Annotated in this window: 16 protein-coding genes; 9 read left to right on the forward strand and 7 right to left on the reverse strand. The window is 33.5% G+C overall.

Features of this window, described 5'->3' with window-relative positions; all coding sequences use genetic code 11:
• Nucleotides 1-288: 288 nt before the first annotated feature.
• The 9 genes from ACJJV4_RS13430 to ACJJV4_RS13470 all read left to right on the forward strand — a co-directional run bounded on the left by ACJJV4_RS13430 (nt 289) and on the right by ACJJV4_RS13470 (nt 17019).
• The gene (locus ACJJV4_RS13430; protein WP_405295242.1) at nt 289-2928 is read left to right on the forward strand and encodes a glycoside hydrolase family 3 C-terminal domain-containing protein; all 2640 of its coding nucleotides are present in this window, start codon (nt 289-291) and stop codon (nt 2926-2928) included.
• Nucleotides 2929-2963: 35 nt separating this feature from the next.
• Nucleotides 2964-5963: a SusC/RagA family TonB-linked outer membrane protein gene (locus ACJJV4_RS13435; protein ID WP_405295244.1), complete on the forward strand. Its 3000-nt coding sequence runs from the start codon at nt 2964-2966 to the stop codon at nt 5961-5963.
• A 17-nt stretch (nt 5964-5980) separates the two neighbouring features.
• Nucleotides 5981-7474, forward strand: a complete 1494-nt coding sequence (locus ACJJV4_RS13440) for a RagB/SusD family nutrient uptake outer membrane protein (RefSeq protein WP_405295246.1) — start codon at nt 5981-5983, stop codon at nt 7472-7474.
• Between the two features lie 144 nt (nt 7475-7618).
• Nucleotides 7619-10945 (forward strand): VCBS repeat-containing protein, encoded by a 3327-nt coding sequence (locus tag ACJJV4_RS13445; RefSeq protein ID WP_405295248.1) that lies wholly within the window; start codon nt 7619-7621, stop codon nt 10943-10945.
• A 183-nt stretch (nt 10946-11128) separates the two neighbouring features.
• Nucleotides 11129-12391 (forward strand): carbohydrate binding domain-containing protein, encoded by a 1263-nt coding sequence (locus tag ACJJV4_RS13450; RefSeq protein WP_405295250.1) that lies wholly within the window; start codon nt 11129-11131, stop codon nt 12389-12391.
• Nucleotides 12392-12407: 16 nt separating this feature from the next.
• The gene (locus ACJJV4_RS13455; RefSeq protein ID WP_159020916.1) at nt 12408-13775 is read left to right on the forward strand and encodes an endo-1,4-beta-xylanase; all 1368 of its coding nucleotides are present in this window, start codon (nt 12408-12410) and stop codon (nt 13773-13775) included.
• A gap of 103 nt (nt 13776-13878) precedes the next feature.
• Nucleotides 13879-14967 carry an endo-1,4-beta-xylanase gene (locus ACJJV4_RS13460; RefSeq protein ID WP_405295252.1) on the forward strand — a complete coding sequence of 363 codons (1089 nt, stop codon included), beginning with the start codon at nt 13879-13881 and terminating at the stop codon, nt 14965-14967.
• A complete protein-coding gene (locus ACJJV4_RS13465; protein ID WP_405295254.1) occupies nt 14967-16256 on the forward strand; it encodes a sugar phosphate isomerase/epimerase family protein in 1290 nt (429 codons plus the stop codon). The genes ACJJV4_RS13460 and ACJJV4_RS13465 overlap by 1 nt, the downstream gene beginning before the upstream one ends.
• Nucleotides 16257-16266: 10 nt before the next feature.
• On the forward strand, nt 16267-17019 hold the full coding sequence (locus ACJJV4_RS13470; protein ID WP_405295256.1) for a ThuA domain-containing protein: 753 nt from the start codon (nt 16267-16269) through the stop codon (nt 17017-17019).
• 450 nt (nt 17020-17469) lie between these two features.
• On the opposite strand, the gene ACJJV4_RS13475 is transcribed toward ACJJV4_RS13470, so the two are convergent.
• The 7 genes from ACJJV4_RS13475 to ACJJV4_RS13505 form a co-directional block, all read right to left on the reverse strand.
• Nucleotides 17470-17874 (reverse strand): hypothetical protein, encoded by a 405-nt coding sequence (locus ACJJV4_RS13475; protein ID WP_405295258.1) that lies wholly within the window; start codon nt 17872-17874, stop codon nt 17470-17472.
• A 38-nt stretch (nt 17875-17912) separates the two neighbouring features.
• Nucleotides 17913-18953: a glycoside hydrolase family 43 protein gene (locus tag ACJJV4_RS13480; protein ID WP_405295260.1), complete on the reverse strand. Its 1041-nt coding sequence runs from the start codon at nt 18951-18953 to the stop codon at nt 17913-17915.
• A 20-nt stretch (nt 18954-18973) separates the two neighbouring features.
• The gene (locus ACJJV4_RS13485; RefSeq protein WP_405295262.1) at nt 18974-20410 is read right to left on the reverse strand and encodes an MFS transporter; all 1437 of its coding nucleotides are present in this window, start codon (nt 20408-20410) and stop codon (nt 18974-18976) included.
• A 10-nt stretch (nt 20411-20420) separates the two neighbouring features.
• Nucleotides 20421-21545 (reverse strand): endo-1,4-beta-xylanase, encoded by a 1125-nt coding sequence (locus ACJJV4_RS13490; RefSeq protein ID WP_405295264.1) that lies wholly within the window; start codon nt 21543-21545, stop codon nt 20421-20423.
• A gap of 491 nt (nt 21546-22036) precedes the next feature.
• Nucleotides 22037-22762, reverse strand: coding sequence for a LytR/AlgR family response regulator transcription factor (locus ACJJV4_RS13495; RefSeq protein ID WP_405295266.1), 726 nt, complete (start codon nt 22760-22762; stop codon nt 22037-22039).
• An 11-nt stretch (nt 22763-22773) separates the two neighbouring features.
• Nucleotides 22774-23841, reverse strand: coding sequence for a sensor histidine kinase (locus ACJJV4_RS13500; protein WP_405295268.1), 1068 nt, complete (start codon nt 23839-23841; stop codon nt 22774-22776).
• The gene (locus tag ACJJV4_RS13505) at nt 23842-24183 is read right to left on the reverse strand and encodes a DUF4907 domain-containing protein (protein WP_405295270.1); all 342 of its coding nucleotides are present in this window, start codon (nt 24181-24183) and stop codon (nt 23842-23844) included.
• Nucleotides 24184-24193: the final 10 nt, after the last annotated feature.

The raw sequence follows: 24193 nt of genomic DNA on the forward strand, positions 1-24193 counted from the left end.
TGTTTTGTAATAGATGTTGCATCTTTTGTGTCAAATGTTGTAAAACATGGGTTTATGGGGGTAATCGCAACAAAATTCTCATTGTTTGCTTAATGCGTTCTATCAAAAAAGCAATTCGTCAAGTATATTTGATTTCGTAATTATTGAATTTCAAAATGAAACACCGCAAAACCCTATTAAAACTTTTAGCAGAAATTATGTTGGTTTGTTTTATGCTTTTCATTTTGGTTATGATATTCAGTTTTTTTTAAACGCAAATAGTATATGCTACCAGCTAAACTTAACATATTGAACGTTAAATTTTATAACATCGTTTTTGTTGTAGTATTTACATGCGTCTTGAATTCATGCAACTCCAATAAAAAAGAGGTTGCTTTTCAATTTCAAGATGAATCGCTTTCTACAGAATCACGTGTTAACGATTTAGTATCGCGTTTAACTTTAAAAGAAAAAATATCTCAATTAAGATATGATGCTCCTGCAATAGAGAGGTTAGGTATTCCTGAGTACAATTGGTGGAACGAGTGTTTACATGGTGTGGCTAGAGCAGGAGAAGCAACCGTTTTTCCTCAAGCTATAGGCATGGGAGCGACATGGAACCCTGATTTAATATTTGAAATGGGAACAGCAGTTTCAGATGAAGCCAGAGCTAAACATCACCAGTTTATACAAGAGGATAAAAGACGTATGGGACAGGGTTTAACATTTTGGACACCTAATATCAACATTTTTAGAGATCCGCGTTGGGGTAGAGGTCAAGAAACTTATGGTGAAGATCCGTTTTTAACCAGTAAAATTGGTGTTAATTATATTAATGCCTTACAAGGCGATGATGATAAATATTTGAAAGTAGTTGCTACAGCTAAGCATTTTGCTGTACACAGCGGTCCGGAGAAATCGAGACATCAAGATAATTACCAAACAAATAATAAAGATTTATACGAAACTTATTTACCAGCGTTTAGAGCAGCCGTTAAGGAAGCGAATGTCTATTCCGTAATGTGTGCGTATAATAGATATAGAGATGTACCATGTTGTGGGAGCGATATGTTACTACAAAAAATTCTTCGCGACGACTGGGGTTTCAACGGTTATGTAGTATCCGATTGTTGGGCGATAAACGATTTTTGGCAAGCAGAACATCACGGTGTTGTAGAAACACCAGCAGAAGCGGCAGCTATGGCTTTAAATAACGGCACAGATTTAAATTGCGGAAATGTTTACGATCCTAGTCTTAGCGATGCTGTTTTAAAAGAACTTGTAAATGAGGTAGCTATTGATGTTGCTGTAAAAAAACTGTTTTTGGCACGTTTTAAATTAGGTATGTTTGATGTGCCGGAACATGTAAAATGGGCAAACATTTCTTATGATGTTGTAGCTAGCGATGCACATTTTGCATTATCGGAAAAAGTAGCTAAGGAATCTATGGTGTTACTTAAAAATGAAAATGAAACATTACCACTAAGTAAAGACTTAAAATCCATTGCTATAATTGGTCCTAATGCAAATGCTACACAAGCTCTATTAGGTAATTATCACGGTACACCAAACCAGTTTATTACTCCTTTAAAAGCTATAAAAGCAAAATTACCTAATACTGAAGTACATTATGCTTTGGGTAGTGATATTGCTACGGGATGGTCCACTTTAACACCTATTCCTAATTCGGAACTAAAAAGCGAAGGCGGAGCAGGTTTAAAAGGAGAATATTATAGTAACAATATATTTAAAGGAATACCTGAGTTTACCAGAGTAGATAGCATTATCAATTTTGTTTGGACTCCAAAACGACCCATTAAAGATTTGAAATCAGATAATTTTTCAGTCCGATGGACAGGAGCATTAATACCAACCCAAAGTGGTGCTTACAGAATAGGTTTAAAGGCAAGTAGTTTTGCTAAATTGTTTGTAAACGATTCGCTATACTTCGAGTTTAGTTCAGAATACGAGCCAAAAACAAAATATTTCGATACGGTTCTAGAAAAAGGAAAAGCATATAATATTAAAATAGAGTATAATAACGTATTGTCCGATCCGCAAGCACATTTACTATGGGCTAAATTAGATAAAGATTTAATCACTCCGGCTATAGAGGCGGTAAATAAAGCCGATGTTGCCATCTTATTTTTAGGGCTTTCACCAGAAATTGAAGGCGAAGAAATGGAAGTGGAATTGGAGGGGTTTGATAAAGGAGATCGCTCTGAAATTTCATTACCTAAAAACCAAATTGAATTAATGAAAAAGGTGTACGCTACCGGTAAACCAACCATTGTTGTTTTAATGAATGGAAGTGCTCTTGCTGTAAATTGGGCAGCCGAAAATGTTCCTGCAATTTTAGAGGCTTGGTATCCAGGTGAATTTGGAGGAAAAGCTATTGCCGATGTGTTATTTGGTGATTATAATCCTGGAGGAAAACTTCCAGTAACCTTTTATAAATCGGTAACAGATTTACCAGATTTTAAAGATTATAGCATGGAGAATAGAACGTATAAATATTTTAGAGGAGATCCTTTATTTCCTTTTGGTCACGGACTAAGTTATTCAAATTTCGAATATTCCAACTTAAAAATAGAAGAACAAGTAACGCTTAAAGATGCTATTGATATTTCAATCGAAATAAAAAATATAAGTAAAGTTGTAGGCGATGATGTGGTTCAAATTTATTTATCTCATTTAGATAAACAAGAGCAAAATGCCATTAGAACTTTGGTTAGTTTCGATAGAGTGCATCTAGCCGCCGGAGAGACGAAAACATTAAATTATAAATTAGATGCTGAACAGTATGCTTGGGTTAATTCTGAAGGAAAAAAAATATTAGAACCAGGGAATATATTGCTAAGTGTAGGAGGTAAACAGTCTGATTTTAAAGGTGTTGCCGATGCGATTTCTACATCTGTTTTAACAAAAAGAGTATTATTAACAAACTAAATAAATAACTAATTAATTAACTTAAACTATTTAATATGATGAAGTTTAAACTTTTTGGTATGTTGCTTGCTATGTTCTGTATGCAAAATGCCTTTTCACAAGTAAAAACCATAAGCGGTACAGTTTCGGATATTGGAGGTATGCCTTTACCAGGTGTGTCTTTAATTGTTGCAGGTACCACAAATGGAGCCTCTACAGATTTCGATGGTAATTTTTCTTTGAAAAACGTAAATGTAGGCGACCAAATTACTGTAAGTTACATTGGTATGTCTACTAAAACGCTTACCGTAGGTACTCAAAATATATTGAAAATCACCTTAGAAGAATCCGTAGAAGCACTAGCTGCTATTGTTGTAGTTGGTTACGGAAAACAGAGTAGAGCAACGGTAACAGGAGCAGTTTCTACAGTAGATGCTGAAGAAATGTCGTCGTTACCAGTAACTAATGCAGAATCTGCGCTTCAGGGTCGTGCACCAGGAGTTACCGTTGTAAATGGTGGTGTACCGGGTTCTAGCCCAGTAGTTTTAATAAGAGGTCTTGGTACTTTTGGTAACAACTCACCATTGTATGTAATAGATGGTGTTATTGTTGGTAATTTATCAGGAATAAGCCCAAGTGATATCGAGAACGTCTCTATTTTAAAAGATGCATCTACTACTGCTATTTATGGGGCACGTGGTTCTAACGGTGTAGTGCTGGTAACCACTAAAAAAGGAAAAAGTGGTAAAAGTCAATTATCATTCAATACCTATACCGGTTTTCAGCAAAATACAAAACGCTACAACACAATGAACACCATTGAGTATTTACAACATGCAGGTAATTTAGGAGTATTCCCGAACAGACCATTATCTACGTATAAAATAAATACAAATTATCAAGATGAGATATTTAGAACAGGAATGATGCAAAATCATAGTTTAAACTATTCTGCGGGAACCGATAAAAGTTCTCAATATTTTTCTGCTGAATATTTAAAACAGGAAGGTATTATTGTTAATACAGGCTTTGAGCGTTATTCTTTTAGGGCAAACAGCTCTGTTAACATCGGGAAGTTAAAAGTTGGTGAATCTATGGCGCTTTCTTTTGGAAAACAAAACCCAGAGTTATCTGGTGGTGGACGTTCTTTAATTACTCATGCTATTAAAGCGGCTCCGTATTTACCTGTTTATAATTCTAATAACGATGGTGGTTTTCAAGGGCCTTCTTCATCTGCAGATGGACAAGATGCTGAAAACCCAGTACGTATTCAAACACACCCTACAAGCATTAACAAAACGTTAAGCGTTATCGGTAACTTATATGCCGATTTAGAGGTTATTGAAGGTTTAAATTACAAAACACAAGTAGGTTTAGATTATTTTACCTTTGATGGTAACACATTTACACCATCATTTAGTGATGATAGTGTAGAGGGTAGTACAACGCATGCTCAAAATTATGCAGATTACGGTAGAAGCCATACTCAAGGACAAACTTTAATTTTTACCAACAGTTTAAGTTATAGTACTACAATTGCCGAAAAACATAATTTAGAATTATTAGCGCTTGCCGAAAAAACAGAAAACAAGAGTACTAATTTTGGTGGAAGTGCAAGAAACTTAATTACAAATGAGTTGGTTCAATTTGGCGCTACAAATCAAGCTATTGGCAGTGGGTCGAGCGAAACCAATAGATTAGGTTATTTAGGAAGAGTTAACTATAACTTTGAAGATAAATATATTTTATCGGCTTCTATTAGAAGAGATGCTTCTTCAAGGTTTGGAGCAAACAATCGTTGGGGTACATTCCCTTCGGCTTCTTTAGGTTGGAACATTGCTAAAGAAAACTTTTTAAACGATTCTAATGTTAGTAATTTAAAACTTAGAGCTAGTTACGGTATTGTTGGTAACGATAATATTGGAGACTATTTATACAGTGCCACGTTAACGGGGAATTTTGAGTACCCATTAGGCGATGGTAATGGAGCAGGTGTAACTGCAAATGGTGGCGCAAATCCGGATTTAAAATGGGAGGAAACTACCATGTTTAATGTTGGTTTAGATTTTGGTTTAAATAATGGGCAGTTTACTGCAAGTTTAGAGTATTATAGAAATCAAAGTGACGATTTATTATTAAGCCTACCAGCGCCATTATCAAATGGTATTAATGCAGGTAATATTACAGCAAATGTTGGTTCTGTAGAAACTAGTGGTTTAGAATTAGCCTTAGGGTTTAATGATTATGAAGGTGATTTTACTTGGTCGGCGAATTTAAATGTAGGAACTAGTGGAAACGAAGTTTTAAGTTTAGGAAGCCTCGATGCTTTTGAAGGTGCTGCCATGAAAGATGGAAAAGGAAATATCTCTAGAACCACGGTTGGCGAATCTTTATTTCATTTTTATGGTTTGGTAAGCGATGGTATTTACCAAACTCAAGAAGAGGTGGCAGCGGTGTTTACATCAAACCCAGGGCAAACTACAGTACAGCCTGGAGATGTTAGATATAAAGATTTAAATGGAGATGGAGACATAACATCAGAAGATCGTGATATTTTAGCAAACCCTTATCCAGACTTTACTTACGGGTTAAACTTAAGTGCTAATTATAAAAACTTAGATTTAACTCTATACATTACAGGTATAGAAGGTGTAGATATTTATAACACTAATAAATACGATTTAGAAGCTGGGGCCAATAGGTTATTTAATGGTAGTAAAGTATTACTAGATAGTTGGACGCCAACTAATCCATCAACAACCCAACCAAGAGTGCCAGGAGCTCCACAAAACCATAGTGTTTCAGATCGATATATTGAAGACGGATCGTTTACAAGGTTAAAGAACATTAGTTTAGGTTATACGTTTACCGACGGTGTATTCGAAAATTATTTTTCAAAATTGAGATTATATGTAAGTGCGCAAAACTTAATAACATTAACAGATTACAGCGGCTTAGATCCAGAAATAGGACAAGGAAATCAAGAATTTGGAATAGACCGTGGACTTTATCCACAACCTAAATCTGTTATTTTAGGACTTCAAGTATCATTTTAATAAAAAAGAAATAAATTATGAAAACATATAAATTAATACTTACAGCGTTGTTTGGGATATTTGTAGTGAATTCTTGTTCAGAGAGCGAGTTTGAATTAGCTAATCCTAATCAGTTGTCTCCAGAAACGTTTTTTGCTACAGAAACCCAAGTAGAATCTGCGGTAAATGCAGCTTATGCTAATTTACAAACCATTTCATTATACGGTAGATTGATTTGGTATATGATGGATAATATGTCTCATGAGCAATCTCCTAACGGACAACAAGAAGCCGATAAAATTACATTTTACGATTTCTCGTTCGATTCCACTAATGGACAAATTGCAGAATATTGGGACAGTTGTTTTAGAGGTATAAACAAAGCAAATTTTGTTATAGGTAATGAAGCTACTATAAATAAGATTCCGGAAAACGAATTATCGACTGCTACTAAGGCTAAATTTATGGCAGAAGCTAAGTTTTTAAGAGCGCAATATTACTGGTTATTAGTAAATAGATTTGGTAATGTGCCTTTAAGAAATGGAGATTTTACACAGCCGGAAGGAAAACCATTGAGTCCAAAAGCTGATGTAATGAATCAAATTATTGAAGATTTAACTTTTGCATCAGCAAACTTATTACCAAAATCTCAAGAAGAAACTGGTCGTGCTACAAAAGGAGCTGCGCAAGCATTTTTAGGAAAAGCATTATTATATCAAAAAGAATATGAACTTGCTTTAAACTCTTTCAAGAAAATGTCTGGATACGATTTAGAACCTGATTATTTCGATAATTTTAAAGAAGAAACAGAAAATGGTATAGAGTCTGTTTGGGAAATTCAATACGATTTATCTTTAGGAACAGGAGACAAATGGTCTAGTCTTGTTGCTGGTTTTGGTAAAAATCATGCGACTTATAGAGGTCAAGATTATGGTGTGTTAGATTGGTTTAACGTATATCCATCAGATGATTTAGTTGCCGAATTTGAAACTGGAGATAACAGAATTGAAGGTAGTTTTTACTTTGTTGGTGATACATACAACAATGGCGCTAATACTTTTGTAGAAGGAGATTTTGCTGAAAATAGTGGAGATATTCGCCCTATTGCTTGGAAAAAATATCAAAATTATTATAAGCAAGTTAGTGAGGTGCAGGAATCTGGAATTAACCCGAAAGTAATTCGTTACTCAGATGTGCTATTAATGATGGCCGAATGTGAAAATGAAAGACCGGGCGGTTCTCAAGCAACTGCTGTTGGGTATATTAATGAAGTTAGAGCACGTGCAGATTTAGATCCTTTATCTACTTCGCTTTCTAAACCGGCTGTGTTCGATGCTATTGTGCACGAGCGTAAAGTAGAGTTAAGTGGAGAGCAAGTACGTTTTGATGATATGATTCGTTGGGGCATCGCAGCTACAGAGTTAGCAGGCACTAATTTTCAAGCTGGTAAACATGAGCTTTGGCCAATACCAGATAAGGAAATTGCAACAAATCCAAACGTTACAGTGGCAGACCAAAATCCAGGGTATTAAAAATAGTTTAGAATTAGTTTAGTGATAGTTTTTTTAAGTTGGATAAAAGCAGCACAATGTAATTGTGCTGCTTTTTAACTTTAAAAAACGTTTGTAAAATAATGATGTTTTAGAATTTTATTATCAACCATTAAATATTAACAAATGAAAATCAAACATTTAAAAATACATGTAGTAAGTGTAATTTGCTTTGTAATACTTATTAGTTGTTCCAATGAGAAAGCACAGGTAAAATCTATAGATGGTAAAATTTTTTCTTCAGTTGAGGTTTCAAAATCAGGAATAGATTTTAAAAATATACTTAGTGAAACAGATAAGTTAAACTACTTTACTTATGCTTACATGTATATGGGAGCAGGTGTTTCTGCTGGAGATATTAATAATGATGGTTTAATAGATTTGTTTTTTACGGGCAACCAAGCAGAGAATAAATTGTACTTAAACAAAGGTGGTTTAAACTTTGAAGATATTACAACTAAAGCAGGCGTTTCTGGAGATCAAAGGTGGTATACAGGCACAACTATGGTAGATATTAATAACGATGGGTTTTTAGATATTTATTGTTCCGTAAGCGGGAAGTTTGAACCTAGAAATAATCAATTATTCATCAATAATCAAGATGGTACATTTACCGAAAGTGCAACTGCTTATGGATTGGACGATGTTAGCCATAGTATACAAGCAACATTTTTCGATTATGATAAAGATGGAGATCTGGATGTGTATGTAGCCAATTATCCGCCAACAAAATTTGGTTCGCCAACCTTTGTATATCAACAGAATATGCGAAATGTAAAAGCTATTGAATCCGATCATTTATATAGAAATGATGGTAACACGTTTACCGATGTATCGGAAGAAGCAGGTATTAAAAATTTCGGATTAACATTAAGTGCTACGGTTGGCGATTTAAACAATGATTCTTGGCCAGATATTTATGTGTCTAACGATTTTGATTCACCAGATTTAATGTTTCTAAATCAAAAAGATGGTACGTTTAGCGAGGTTATAAAACAAGCGACATCGCACACAGCATTTTATGGTATGGGTGCCGATATTTCGGATTTTAATAACGACGGAAATCTTGATATTTTTCAAGCAGATATGGATGCGGAAGATAATAAAAGGCAAAAAGCAAACATGTCTAGCATGAATCCGCAGTTGTTCACCAATATTGAAAATGCGGGATTTCAAACCCAATACATGCAAAACTGTATGCAAGTTAATTCGGGAGTTTACCAGAATGGAATTCCTCATTTTTCAAATATTTCAAGATTAGCAGGAGTATCTTCTACAGATTGGAGTTGGGGACCACTGTTTGCTGATTTTGATAACGATGGGTTCAAAGATTTATACATTTCTAACGGTTCACGAAGAGAGATTCATAATAATGATTTTTTCAATAATTTAGAAGAACTTAAGGTTGCAAACGATTCTGTCCTTTATTTAGTTGAACAAATTCCTTCAGAGAAATTGGATAATTACATGTATCAAAACAAAGGTGATTTCAATTTTAAACGTGTTAATAAAGATTGGGGTATTGAGTTCGAAGGCTTCTCTAACGGTGTAATTTATGCAGATTTAGATAATGATGGCGATTTAGAAATTGTGACAAATAATGTTGACGACTATGCTTCTGTTTTTGAAAACAAAAGCTCAGAAATCAATAATTATTTAATGGTTTCATTTAAGGGGAAAAAAGCAAATGCTTTCGGTTTGGGAGCGCGCGTTTATATCACAACGGCGAACAAAACTCAAATGCAGGAGCTCACGCTTACTCGTGGCTTTGAATCTTCCGTAGCACCAATATTACATTTTGGATTAGGCAAACAAAACGATATAGAAGTCCTAAAAGTGGTTTGGCCCGATGGAAAAATTCAGCAATTAAAAAATCTAAAAGCAAATCAAGAATTAGTATTGAGTTATGCTGACGCCATAGTTGAGGCAAAGAATAACAACGAAACGGATAGCTATCAAAAAATATTTTCTAAAGCCTCAGAAAGTCGTTTTCCAAAACATAAACACGTTGAAAATAATTTTGATGATTTTGAACATCAAGTTTTAATGCCTCACAAAATGTCGGCTTTTGGACCTGCTTTGGCTGTAGGTGATTTAAATGGAGACGGTTTGGACGATTATTTTATTGGAGGATCTCACAAAAATTCTGGAGCTATGTATTTTCAGAATAAAGAAGGTGGTTTTGAGCAGCAATCTATAAAGGCATTGCTAGAAGATAAAAGCTATGAAGATATTAGCGCACTCATTTTTGATGCAGACAAAGATAATGATAACGATTTGTATATAGTAAGTGGCGGTTATGAGTTTGCTACGCAACCAAAATTATTACAAGATAGATTGTATATTAATCATGGAGCTGGAAACTTTATAAGAGCAAAACCTGAAGTTTTACCTGAGTTTTTAGTAAGTGGATCTAAAGTTTATAATGCAGATTTTAATAAAGATGGAAAGGACGATTTATTGGTTTTAGGTAGACAAATACCGGGTAAATATCCAATGCCAGTTTCTTCTTATGTATTAAGAAATGTTGGTGAAAAAGACAGCCCAAAATTTAATTTATTTGAAGAAAGTTACTCCAAAGTATTCGAAAATATAGGAATGGCTACAAGCGCTGTTATCACCGATTTTAATAACGATTCTTGGCCAGATGTTATTTTGGTAGGCGAGTGGATGCCTATAAAGGTTTATAAAAATATAAAAACTGGTTTTGAAGACGTATCGGAAACCATGGGGTTAAGTAAAGATACTACAGGTTGGTGGTGGAGTATTGAAGCGGGAGATTTTGATAACGATGGTGATATAGATTATATACTCGGCAACAATGGCTTAAATTATAAATATAAAGCTACAGAAAACGAAACCTTTGATATTTTTGTAAACGATTTTGATAATAACCAGAAAACCGATATTGTTTTAAGCTACTTCAATAAAGGCAGGCAATACCCAGTTCGTGGTAGGTCGTGTTCATCTCAACAAATACCTGGTATTAAAAGTAAATTTAAAAATTACGAAACTTTTTCTAAAGCCACTTTGGTAGATGTTTACACCAAAAAAGCGCTAGAATCTTCGTTACATTACAGCGTGCAATCTTTCGCTAGCATATATTTAGAAAATAAAAACAATCATTTTGTTACGCACCAATTACCTATAGAGGCTCAGATGTCTAGTATCAATAAAATTATAGTTGAAGATTTTGATAAAGACACGCATTTAGATGCCCTTTTAGTAGGGAACTTATATGTGTCTGAAGTTGAAACACCACGAAATGATGCTAGTTACGGATTGCTTTTAAAGGGAAATGGACAAGGTGAGTTCAATGCTGTACCCGCTGATCAGTCTGGCTTTTTTGTTACTGGAGATTCAAAGGATATGCAAAGCATAGCAGTAAAAAATGAAACCTATATTTTGATTGCTAAAAATAACGATTCGTTAGATGTTGTAAAAGTGAGGTAAAACGCTGGTTTTACTGTAAAAAGCAACAATTTTATCATTCATCGCTACATTTATTATACTCAAAAAGGTGGCTAAAGAATAAATTTGAGTATCAAAAATATGGATTCAATTAAAAAAATATTTCAGGTTACTTTTCTGTAGTTGAAAACATATTGATAACTAAATAAACTAATTAAAACAATTATGAAAACAACTAAAATTTTAAGTTTTTTATGTTTAAGTCTGGCGTTTTGGTCATGTTCTGATGACGATGCGGTTATAGAACTAACACAACCTCAATTTACGGTAACTGCTCCAGAAGGAGAGTCTGGCTTTTTTACATTCGAAAATACAACACCAAATAAAGAAGAGTTTTATAGCTTTTGGGAATTTGAAGTTGGAGGTTCTAAAGTAATCGATCAAAATGGCCCGTTTGTATATGAGTATAAAAGCTCAGGTTCTAAAACAGTAAAATTAACTATGGTAAGTGCTTTAACAAACTTACATACAAGTCAAAATATTACGGTAACCTTGCCACCGCCATCAGACATTCGTCATTTAATAAATCCTGAGAATTTGTTAGCTAATGGTTATTTTGGAGACGGTGAAGGTAATGATTTTACTAATTGGGGTAAAAATAATGGAGCCGATAGGATGACGGAAGAACGCAGCGAACCATTAGTAGGTTCTAGAGCTGTAAAAATTAACAATGATGTAGATGGTAACGAATGGGAAACTCAATTAGTTTCAGATGCATTTTCTACCGTAGATGGTGAAAAATATACTGCTTCTGTTTGGATTAAAGGTTCTCCTGTTTCAATCCGTTTTTCTACAAACCCTGGAGTTGGTGGCGATCAGTATGCTGGTAATTACACCGCTACTTCCGATTGGACTCAATACTCTTGGACCTTTGTAGCAAACTCTGCAACAACCTTATTAGCCCTAGATATGGGAAAAACAAAAGGAACATTTATAATAGATGCTGTTGAGGTTGTAACAGGCGAAGTAGCCTTGCCATTACCTTCTAATGATAGCGAATTATTAAACGGTGATTTAGAAGCAGGTGAAGAAAATGATTTTACCAATTGGAGTCAAAACAATGGTGCAGATAGAATGACTCAAGAAACTGTAGATGTTTTAAGTGGTTCTAGAGCGCTTAGAGTTAATAACGGCGTCGATGGTAACGAATGGGAAGCTCAAATGGTAAGTGATGGTTTTGCAACCGAGAATGGAGCAGACTACACCGTATCATTATGGATTAAAGGCGATGCTGTTTCTGTTAGATATTCTACTAATCCAGGTGCAAATAGTACCGAACAATATGCTGGTGGTTATATCGCATCTGCAGAATGGACAAAATATGATTGGACATTTACAGCAAATTCAGATACATCTTCCATAGCTTTAGATATGGGGAAAACAAAAGGAACATTTTTAATAGATGCAATTAAAGTTGTTAAAAACTAAACAAAACGAAAAAACTATGAAAAACACATTTAAATATATAATTCGTTTGGTAGTATTATTTATGGCTTTTAGCTGTTCTAATTCTTCAGATGATTCTCCAACATTTGGACCAACTGAACTTCCAGATGCTATACAAGCATCGTTCGATTTCACAATATCACCATCAGATCCAAAAGTGCTTATTTTAAATAATACAACCGAATATTACCTACCATATACCGGAGTTTGGGATTACGGAAATGGCTCTAGCGCTATTGCCGATGGAGCAGGAGTAAAAGAGGTGACTTACGATACTCCAGGAAGATATACTATTAGCCTTACCGTATCTAGTGATGGTATTACAAACACCATTAGTAAAGATATTATTGTAGATGAAATTGGTATTTGTCTTAATGCAGTTTGTGGAAGTGTAAATACAGCGAGTTTAAAAGGTGCTGCAACTACATTTTCGGTAGGTACAATTACAAGATCGCCTTATGTTACGGCAGGAGGTAAGCATATAGAAATTCTAAAGAATGAGTTTAATAACTTGACTTCGGAATATGAAATGAAGATGAATATTATGTATCCATCAGAAGGTAATTATGATTTTTCTGCAGGAGATGCCATTGTAGGTTTCGCTCAAGCAAATGATATGAATGTGCATGGTCACGCTTTAATTTGGCACAATGCAACACCTAGTTGGGTAGAAAATTTTTCTGGAACCGATGCAGAGTTTGAAGCTATGGTAGAAGATTATATTACAACAACTTTAAATCACTATAAAGGAAAGGTACGTTCTTGGGATGTTGTGAATGAAGCTTTTGAAGATGGCACAGGACACCCGTTAAGAAATTCAGTTTTTAGACAAAAAATGGGAGATGATTATATTAAAAAATGTTTTCAGTTTGCAAGAAACGCAGATCCAGATGTAATTCTTTTTTATAACGATTACAACATGGCATCTAGCCCAACAAAACGTCAAGCTATGTTTAACTTGGTAGATGAGTTGGGAGATTTAATTGATGGTGTAGGTGCACAAATGCATATTTCTTACAACGGGCCTTCTGCTGCCAATATTCAAGCTGTTGCAGATGGTACGGTATCAAGAAATTTAAAATTACACTTTGCAGAATTAGATATTAGAGCAAACCCAGAAGAAGATACTAGTTTAACTTCACTTTCTTCAGATAGAGCAAATGCTCAGAAAGATAAATTTAAAGAGGTTGTTCAAATCTATAATGCCATTCCGTTGGATAATAAATTTGCATTAACAGTTTGGGGAGTGAGAGATAATGAGTCTTGGTTATTAGATTTCTGGGGTGTTCCAGAGTGGCCATTAATGTTTGACGAAGATTATAATAAAAAGCCTGCATATGCTGGGTTTTTAGAAGGATTGGAGTAATAAATATTATTTAAGATTTTAGTTAGAGAGCCCTAAGTTGTTAAGCATTTTAGGGCTTTGCTTTTTTAAAAAAAACCGAAAGTAACCAACAAATAATTAAAATATGCTTTTCAATAAAATTTTAAAAATCACTTTTATAACCCTACTGTTAATTGTTCTGTATGCTTGTGATAAAAATAAAACATTAGAAATTAATGGTTTAAAAGCTAATGCGGAATTTCCAATAGGAACTGCCATTAAAATTGAAACTTTAAATGCCGATTTTGAGCTTCAAGATTTACAAAAATCAAACTTCAATAGCATAACCTCTGCAAGCGACATGAAAATGAACCGCATCACAGAAAGCGAAGGTGTGTACAATTGGAGCAGAATAGATGGTATTCTTAATTACGCTCAAAATAATAACCAACGTTTGTTTGGTCATAATTTAATTTGGCACAGTTCTACACCTAAATGGGTAGAAGAGAAAGCTTTAAAAGATACTTTGTGGTTAGCCGGTTTTATGAAAGAATATATAACAACTTATGTAAGCCGCTATAAAGGTAAAGTCGCGGGCTGGGATGTTGTAAACGAAGCATTTGAATCTGCAGGAGGAGCCATGAGAGAGACCATCTGGTATAGCGTTATGGGCAAAGATTACATCGCTAAAGCATTTACTTATGCCCATGAAGCCGACTCAAATGCAGTTTTGTTTTACAACGATTTTAATATTGAGCGAGACACTTTAAAACTAAATGCAACACTTAAATTAATAGAAGATTTAAGGGCGGAAAATGTTCCAATTCATGGTTTAGGTTTTCAAATGCATATCCGTATGGATATTCCAGATGAGGTGATTGCAAATGCTTTGAAGAAAGCGGCCGATACAGGTTTAAAAATTCATTTATCTGAAGTTGATATTATTTTTAATACACATAACGATACGCAATATGGTGGTGAACAAATTTACACTGAATTAACCACAGATATGAAAAAGGCACAAGCTGAAAAATATAAAAACCTTGTTAAAATGTACCGTTCCATTGTACCGAAAGCACAACAATACGGCATTACATTTTGGGATTTTACAGATAGAGACTCCTGGATAGATGGCTTTTTTAGTATAACCGATTGGCCAACAATTTACGATGATAATTTACAACCAAAACCAGCTTATTTTGGAGTTTTAGAAGGTTTAAAAGAAGAATTGTAATGAAAACAAGAAATAGAATCATTAAGATATTGACTGTATTAATATCTACGTTCAGTTTTGGGCAAACAGACTATAGTATTTCTTCTCAAAAAGATAGATTAAGGCAATATTGTGGGCAATGGGTAAGTGCTATTAATTCTAGCACAGATAGCGTTGCAGCACTGCCGGCTTTGAAAATGAGCAGTATAAGTAATTTTAATAATAATTCGCTTAGCATAACGGTTTTGCTAAAAAATAGTGCCAGTAAATATGAACCAATACTTAGGGAGATAATTGGTTATGATCGTGTTACGAATACTGTCTTTGCAGCCGGACATAATAATGAAGGTGCTTTTTTTACAGGGAAAGGCAGGTTTTCTTCAGAAAAAAAATGTACCATGCAGGATAAAGATCTTAATAGAAATAACACCATGACGGTTAATTTTAACTTTAATAATTATACCGATGTTACTTTGGAAGGCTTTGATAATAACGAAAAACGTCTATGGAAAACGAGATATATCAAGCATAATCCTAAAAATAAGAATATAGGTATTCAATTAGTTTCGGTGCATGATGATATGCTTAAAAATCCAGAAAAAACCTTGATACAATTAGGTAGAATGGGTTATAGTTATGTTGAAACTTTTGTGTATAAAGAAGGGTTTTTTTATGGTTATACTCCGGAAGCGTTCAAGGCTGTAGTTGAAAAAGCAGGTATGAGGTTTTTAGGTTCCATGACGTTCTTTGATCCTGCAGATAAAAATGATGATGTGGCAATCAAGTCTTGGTGGGATAAGGCTATACAAGATCATAAAAAAGCGGGTGTCGAATATCTTTCAACTTCAAATAGTAAAATAAAAAGTATTAAGACAATTAGAGAGCTTCAAGATTATTGTAATTATTATAATAAAATCGGAAAACTTTGTAAAGACAATGGCTTAAAATTTATTTTTCATAATCATGCTGATGAATTTTTAATGGTTGAAGGTATAAGAGTTTACGATTACTTTCTGCAAAACACAAATCCGGAATGTGTGTATTTTCAATCGGATATCTATTGGATGCATGTCGCAGGTGTTAATCCTGTTCATTATTTTGAAACCTATCCTAACCGATTTATTAGTTGGCATGTTAAAGACTATAAAGAATTAGGAGAAAGTGGGAAAATAGATTTCGAAGATATATTTAGGTATCAAGAAATATCTGGAGTTCAATATATTTTATCTGAAGTTGAAGATTATAGCTTTCCACCGTTGTTTAGTGTTGGTTTGGCTTGGGAGTATATTTATTATGAATTATTAAAATAAACGTATTATTATGAAACTCTTTACAATGAAGTATTTTTTATTAACTCTATGTATGCTTACAATGATTAAAACCAATGCTCAAGATCAATTTAGTGTATTATTGTTTACCCAACATGATGATTGGCATTACAATACCATCCCTGTTGCTATACAAGCTTTTGAGGATATGGAAGAAGCACATCAATTTAGGTTTAATTGGACGCAAAGGCCAAATGATCTTATAGAAAAATTACCAGAACATGATGTGGTAATATTTATGAATGCCAATGCCGATTCTTTAAAGACAAGGCATATGGTTGCTTTAAAAGCATTTATGAAACGAGGTGGAGGTTTTATAGGTATTCATGCTGCTTCAGATAGTAAAAGAGAAAACCCTTGGTTTGATGGTCTTGTTGGAGCGAAGTTTGTTAGTCATCCAAAATTACAAGCAGCAATAGTAAAAGTTGAAAATAATGATTTTCCAGCAACATGGCATCTACCAAAAAAGTGGCTACGTAGTGATGAGTGGTATAACTTTGAAGGGATTAATCTAGATAAACTCAATATTCTATTGACTGTTGATGAAACTTCTTATGATTTTACCGCAGGTTATGATGATATTCCGTTAAAAGGCATGGGTGAAATGCATCCAATGGCTTGGTATCAAAAGTATGAAGGAGGAAAGTCATTTTATACAGCCATAGGTCATAAACCTGAATCTTATAAAGACGAAAACTTTTTGAATCACATTTTAGGAGCCATTTATTGGGTTAAGGGTGATTAATTCAATTAGAGATAAAGAAAATTAAAAGAGTTTTCATCTACGTAAATATTAGTAATGTTTAACCAAATCAATTTTTTAAATTAAAGATAAACTAGTTGAATAATCTGGCTTTTTACAATACAACGGAGAATTGTTATGAAAGTGGTTATAACTATCGTTGTTTATTTGAATTTTGGTGTTTCTACGGTCTATTATAATATAGAGCAGTAAACTAAGTTCATGTATTTCAAAAAAGTACATTCAAAATAACATTACAATCCTAAAAGCTAGTTTTAAAATAAATTCTTTTTTTTAAAAATTATTTTGGGGAGTGCATGATGGTATATCTAAAAAAACGACGATTTAATACCAGACAAAACTAATTAACTTCTTCTAAATAATAGAAGTTTCTAATCTTAATTGGCTAGACAAACAATTCTTGAAACGATTAAATAAAATGTAAAGTAAATTCTAGTAAACTACCTTTGATTTATTCTTTAATTTGTTTTCTATAATTGGGTAAAGATTGTAAGTTGGATAAATTTCTGTTTTAAAAGCTTTCCATGCTGTTCTTTCAATTGCTAAATTTACGGCGGATAATTTAGAGGCAGGAAGTTCTAATACAACCATTTGACCTATACCCATAACTACATACCAGTTTATTACTGAAACCCCTTCTGGCGGGAAATTTTGATAAAAACCTTGATCGGTTCTTATCTGTTCAATCTCATTTAAATTCATACTTTGATCATGTTTCAAAAATATGGTTAACATCAACTTGTCATCACCTTTTTCAGAAGCAACTTCTATCTTATTTGATTGTGAATAAGCAAGGTGTTGAAGAAAAAATAGTACGAGTAATAATGTGTATTTCATGTTTTAAATTTATTTGAACTATTGTTTTGGTTGAAAAATTACTTTTTACTATACGGATTTAAAGTTTCAATACTTCCATCTTCCCTATGCGTAATTTCAGCAACTTTAACAGACCTTAAATGCGTTACACCTTTAGATAAACTAGAATCATGATAAAATAAATACCATTTTTCATCAACTTTGCAAACAGAGTGGTGAGAGGTCCAACCAACTACAGGATTTAAAATACGTCCGCCATAAGTGAATGGCCCATAAGGGTTATTTCCAATAGCGTAGCAGATAAAATGTGTGTCTCCGGTAGAATAAGAGAAATAGTATTTGCCGTTATATTTATGTAACCAGGCTGCTTCGAAAAAACGACGATTATTGTCGCCCGCTAACAGTAAGTTTCCGTTCTTATCTAAAATTTCTATAGCTTTTGGTTTTTCGCTGAATTCTAATAAATCGTCCGTCATTTTTGCCACATAAGGGAGTAATGCAGGTTCGTTATCTTCAGGAAGAAATGCCGTTGGGCTATCGGGTTGAGCTGCATTAAATTCTCCACTTCTCCAGCGTTGTAATTGTCCGCCCCAAAGACCTCCAAAATACATGTAGTAACTCCCATCGTCATCTTTAAAAACTGCAGGGTCAATAGAAAAACTGCCTTTAATAGCTTCTGGTTGCGCTTTAAATGGTCCTATAGGCGAGTTGCTTGTGGCGACTCCAATTCTAAAAGTGCCATCATGAGCTTTCGCGGGAAAAAATAAATAATATGTACCGTCTTTTTCATTGGCATCTGGAGCCCACATTTGTTCTTTTGCCCAAGGCACATCATCTACGTGCAAAGCGACACCGTGGTCTACGGCTTCACTATCGATAGAATCCATTGAGATTACATGATAGTCTTCCATTGCGAAGTGGCTTCCTAAATCGTCAAAAGCTTCTCCAGCATCAACATCGTGAGATGGGTAAATATATATTTTTCCATTAAAAAAATGGGCAGATGGATCTGCTGTGTAGATATTGGTTACTAATGGTTGTGAAATAGCACGTTTATTTAGATCATCAAAATTGATATTTTCGATACTTTCTTCAGGCATAATTTTATGTTTTGTTAGTTTTAACTTTGTCGTCGTTCTTTTAATTCATCTTCAATTTGCACTTCCATTTTCTTATTAATTTCATAAAAGAAGAGTAAACCTACGCCTATTAAAAATGGAATTGCAGGATATATGCTTACAAGCATTTTAGTTCCCGTAATTGTAATTTCTGTTTGTTGCGTAAGGTCTGCATTGTAGCCATAACTTGCTAGAATAGATGCTAAGAGTGCAGAGCCAATACTTAAGCCACCTTTTAAGCCTACCATCATTGCAGAGAAAATAATAGCTGTTGCTCTATGATTGGTTTTCCATTCAGAATAATCTGCAACATCTGCAATCATAGCCCAAAGTAGAGGAATTGTGATGCCATAGAAAAAGCCATGTAAAATTTGTGATGCAAACATGAGTTCAACAGATGTTGGTGAAAAGAAATAAAAGAAGATGATAAATAAGGTTGAAATAAATAAAAACGTCATAAAAACATCTCTTTTTCCATATTTATCGGCTAATTTTTTAGATAAACCAATACCAACTATCATGAAAATAATGCCGCCAGCGTTAAATAACCCAAACCCTGCAGATACAGGATCTTCACCAAAGAAATTTATACCGATATTTGATAGAAAATCCAATAGCGGACTTATAAAATTTGTCAATCTATCGGCATCAACATAGTTTTTGAAATAATATACATAAGAACCTCCTTTCATCGCTAGTGTAACAAAAACTAGAGTAGTAACGATTAAAATAATTACCCAAGGTTTATTTTTAAATAAATCTGATAGATCTTCTTTAACACTTGACTTTTGTTCGGGTTTTGGTATAATACGCTCTCGTGTGGTGAAAAACGTGATAAGTAACATAAGGGTTCCTATAATGGCAAGCCATGTCATTACTATTTCTATTCCAACCGCTTTATCTCCTCCTCCAGCAGATTCAATTATGGGTAGCATAAACACTTGCACAAAGAACTGTGCGAACATTACAGCAACAAAGCGATAAGCAGATATACTATTTCGTTCGCCCATATCACCTGTAATTACTCCGCTTAGAGCAGAGTATGGTAAGTTGTTTGCTGCATAAAGCAAAAGTAATAATGTGTACGTGACAACCGCATAAATAACTTTGCCTTTATACTCAAAATCTGGTGTGCTAAAGGCTAAGAGCGCAACAACTCCAAGCGGAATTGCGGTCCATAAAATCCATGGTCTAAACTTTCCCCATTTAGAGTTTGTTCTATCTGCAATAGCTCCAATTATGGGGTTAAACCCAAATGCAGCTACAAGTCCAACCGTTAGTATAATTGCAGAAGCATGGTTAGCTTCAAGACCGTAAATATCAGTATAGAAAAAAGCTAAATATGTAACTAACGTTTGAAATACTAAATTGGCAGCGAGGTCACCTAAAGCATATCCAACTTTCTCTGATATTAATAATTTTTGTGTATTTGTGCTCATAATTTTTTAATTATTTTTTTAGAGCTAATACACTGTTATAAGCTTTTTTAGGCTCAAAATTTCTGTCGAATAATAAGGGGTGATTGGTTCTTCCGTTTATAGGCCAATTATTTAACCAAGTTTGCCCATCGTTAACTCCCCAAAATGTTACTCTGTCTATCTTATCTTTATGCTTAAGAAAAAGGTTGAAAATATCTTCATAACGTTTTGCTAATTGAGTTTGTCCTGAATCTGTAAGTTTAACAGGGTACGGGTTCATTTTAGGATCTCCTTCAAATTGTTCATAGCTTTGTTCAACGGCCGCACCATCTAAGTCCCATGGGTTTGGAAGTACGGTTACGTCTAATTCAGTGAAACTAACTTTAACACCGAGATTTGAGTAAGCTATAATACTATTCTCAATATCTTTGATAGAGGGACCTTCTAAACTCCAATGTGCTTGCATGCCAACACCATCTATTTTAATACCTTGGGCTTGTAGGTTTTTAACAAGTTTTACTACGCCAGCTCTTTTTTCTGGTTTCCAAAGATTGTAATCATTGTAGACCAATTTCGCATCAGGATCTGCTGCTGCTGCTAATTTAAAAGCATGGGCTATAAAACTATCGCCCATAACTTCATGAAAATTCGAAGTCCTAAAGCTACCATCTTCATTCAAAGCTTCGTTTACCACATCCCAAGTTTCTATCCTGCCTTTATATCTTTTTACAATAGTATTTATGTGATTCTCTATGTTGTTTGCCAGGGTAATGCTGTCTTTTACATTTTGCATCCAAGGAGCCAACTGGCTGTGCCAAACTAAAGTATGGCCAACAATATGCATGTTGTATTTTTCTCCTAGTTCTACATATTTATCGGCAACATCAAAATAGAATGTGTCTTTTTGTGGGTGAATTTGTTCCCACTTCATATCATTTTCTGGAGTAATAGCATTAAATTCTTTTTTAAGAAGTGACGCTAACTGAGAATCGGTTTGATTTATTTGAAGATTACTAAGGGCGGTTCCTATGAGAAAGTCGTTTTTAAATGATTCTTTAAGAGTAGTAGAGTCCTCTTTTTTTGTATTGTTATTACAGTTGAAAAATGCTATAACAGCGATTAGTGTAAAAAATAGTTTATATAATTTATTGGTCATAATTATGTGATTTTTTAATTAGTTTTTAAACCAAGTTTGTAGTGATATTATTTTTAATAAAAGTAGTTCTAAGCCGTTTAGAGTAATGAAACAAAATCGACCAATTTTAAAACAATTGTTGCATTCCATTGTATTTACTGGTTGTTTAGGGTTGTTTTAATAGAATCTTTACCAATCTTGCTTGTTTTTATTTTTTTAAGTGAAGTGCTTAAAGAGGTTTTTGATTACCATTATTGAAGATGCAATAATAGAAATTAGGCATCGTATCTGTATAGCTAGAATTACCATTACACTAAAAATTTATATGGTTTAAACTTTTATGTAAGGGTTGAAAATTTGATTTTTTTTTACATGGAATGACACTCAATGCCAATCATTTTTAATATGATTTGTTTTGGTGTTATTTGATATGAATAAGATTGAATTTATCGGGATTAAACTTTAAACGTCCTTGCTAACCAGGTAAGTGATTTGCTTTTAGTTTATTTGGATTAAACGCCTAATCGTTTCATAACGGTATCTTTATAAGTTTCTCCAACAGGAATACGCATATCTGCTACTAAAATTTTAGATTTTTGAATAGCTTTTATGTGTTCGATGCTTACAACATAAGATTTATGAACTCTTATAAATTTTGAAGGGGGCAGTTTATCTAATATATCCTTAAAACTAGATAAGGTTAATATAGGCTTTTGAGTATCGGAAGTGTAAATTTTAATATAATCTTTTAAGCCTTGTAAGTAAACAATAGTGTCTATGTTTATTTTAATGTTTTCATATTCTGATTTAACGAAAATAAAATTGTCAACTGCAATAGGTGCTGCTGTATCTGTTATCTGCGGACTTATAACTACTTTATTTTCCAACTCATATTTTTCTTTTGCGCGAGAAATGGCCTTTAAAAATCTATGAAAGGGAATTGGTTTTACTAAGTAATCTGTAGCGTTTAAGTTAAAACCATCTAAAGCGTATTCTGGATATGCCGTTGTAAATATAAATTGCGGCATATTATCAATCGTTTTTACAAGATCGATACCGGTTAAGTTTGGCATTTCAATATCTAAAAACACTAAATCTACTTGGTGCTTGTTTAAAAGAATAATAGCCTCTAGCGGGTTTGTACATTTTGCAACAATTTCGATACCGCCAACTTGCTGTACATAAGATTCTACTACATCAATAGCTAAAGGTTCGTCGTCTATAATTACACATTTCATCTTCTAATGTTTTACTCGAGTTTTAACGTTAAGTTTACAACAAACTCATTGTCGATTTCCTTTATTGTTAACCAATGGCTGTCTGGGTATAACAATTCTAAGCGGTCTTTAGTGTTTTGTAATCCAATACCAGAACTAGTTTTATCGTTCTTTCTACTGCCAATCAAGTTAACACATGTAAATTGAAGTTCATCATCTTTAACATAAATTTCAATTTTTATTTTAGTGTGGCCTTTAAAATCGGTACCATATTTAAACGCATTTTCAATAAAAGAAATAAGTAAAAGAGGTCTTATTTTCTGGCTATTTATGCCTCCATGAATATTTATAGTGACGTGTTCATTATTAGCAATGCGTAAACGTTGAAGTTTTAAATAATTCTGAACATAATCGAGTTCGTTGCTTAGCAATACAAAATCTTGATTGGTTTGGTATAGCATGTAACGCAATAATTCCGAAAGTGTAATAACAGCCTCTGGTGCGTCGTTAGATTTTTTTGTAGTAAGTGAATAGATGCTATTTAAGGAATTAAATAGAAAATGTGGACTAATTTGATTTTTTAGAAAGTGTAATTCCGATGAGGATTTTTGTGCTTCAATTTGCTTTTTAGTTATTTCATTGCTACTCCATTCGGTGTACATTCTAATTATAGTACCAATCGCTAATATCAAAAAGCTGTTAATTGCAATCATAGCACCTTTAAGTCCCCAAAAAAAATGTTTTGGTCTTGGACCTCTATACTGCATAAGGTCTTTATCGAAAAAATTAAATGTTTTATTGAGTTCAAAGCTTAGTTCTTTAAATAAAAAAGTAAAAAATGCAATAAACACAATAGCACAGAAAACATATAACCCTGTTTTTTTCTGAAGTAATAATTTAGGAACTAATATTAAATAGTTGAGATAAAATAATATAATATTTATTACAAAAAGTGAGCTATTACTAAAATTTATTAAATCTTGCCCAGGTCTAGCTTGTATTAAATGCATAAAGACAAATATGGTCCATATAGACACATGAAGCAAAATTTGCTTTCTGTTCTTTATACCAAAAAAAGAAGGTTGAACTGTTGTTTCCATTTAATTGTTGCAGTTAAGAGCTATGTTTAACTGGTTTAAGTTTTCTAGCGTTATTTTAGGGTTTTCTTTATTGAATAGTTTTGTACTCACTAAATGTGCCACACGATTAGCATCTTCGATTGTGCAAAATGTTTGGTTCGATTCTATAGCCGGAATATAATCTTGCTTAATTAGTAATTTTGAATTGTAATTTATTTGATATCCAAAGCCGTTTTTAACTTTAAAAACCTCTGTTTTATAAGGGTTAGGTGCTTTAAGTATATCGGAATTAGCGAGATATAAAGCGCTAATCGACACCAAAGTTATTGCTAAAACTACTATTAATTTTCTTTTAAACATCATTTATGTTTTT

The sequence above is a fragment of the Algibacter sp. Ld11 genome (assembly GCF_045066735.1).
GTDB lineage: Bacteria > Bacteroidota > Bacteroidia > Flavobacteriales > Flavobacteriaceae > Algibacter.

Coding starts and splice junctions, on each gene's coding strand:
- ACJJV4_RS13460 (WP_405295252.1), top strand. CDS start 13,879: ATGCTTTTCAATAAAATTTTAAAAATCACTTTTATAACCCTACTGTTA.
- ACJJV4_RS13450 (WP_405295250.1), top strand. CDS start 11,129: ATGAAAACAACTAAAATTTTAAGTTTTTTATGTTTAAGTCTGGCGTTT.
- ACJJV4_RS13485 (WP_405295262.1), bottom strand. CDS start 20,410: ATGAGCACAAATACACAAAAATTATTAATATCAGAGAAAGTTGGATAT.
- ACJJV4_RS13495 (WP_405295266.1), bottom strand. CDS start 22,762: ATGAAATGTGTAATTATAGACGACGAACCTTTAGCTATTGATGTAGTA.
- ACJJV4_RS13475 (WP_405295258.1), bottom strand. CDS start 17,874: ATGAAATACACATTATTACTCGTACTATTTTTTCTTCAACACCTTGCT.
- ACJJV4_RS13480 (WP_405295260.1), bottom strand. CDS start 18,953: ATGCCTGAAGAAAGTATCGAAAATATCAATTTTGATGATCTAAATAAA.
- ACJJV4_RS13490 (WP_405295264.1), bottom strand. CDS start 21,545: ATGACCAATAAATTATATAAACTATTTTTTACACTAATCGCTGTTATA.
- ACJJV4_RS13465 (WP_405295254.1), top strand. CDS start 14,967: ATGAAAACAAGAAATAGAATCATTAAGATATTGACTGTATTAATATCT.
- ACJJV4_RS13445 (WP_405295248.1), top strand. CDS start 7,619: ATGAAAATCAAACATTTAAAAATACATGTAGTAAGTGTAATTTGCTTT.
- ACJJV4_RS13435 (WP_405295244.1), top strand. CDS start 2,964: ATGATGAAGTTTAAACTTTTTGGTATGTTGCTTGCTATGTTCTGTATG.
- ACJJV4_RS13455 (WP_159020916.1), top strand. CDS start 12,408: ATGAAAAACACATTTAAATATATAATTCGTTTGGTAGTATTATTTATG.
- ACJJV4_RS13440 (WP_405295246.1), top strand. CDS start 5,981: ATGAAAACATATAAATTAATACTTACAGCGTTGTTTGGGATATTTGTA.
- ACJJV4_RS13505 (WP_405295270.1), bottom strand. CDS start 24,183: ATGATGTTTAAAAGAAAATTAATAGTAGTTTTAGCAATAACTTTGGTG.
- ACJJV4_RS13500 (WP_405295268.1), bottom strand. CDS start 23,841: ATGGAAACAACAGTTCAACCTTCTTTTTTTGGTATAAAGAACAGAAAG.
- ACJJV4_RS13470 (WP_405295256.1), top strand. CDS start 16,267: ATGAAACTCTTTACAATGAAGTATTTTTTATTAACTCTATGTATGCTT.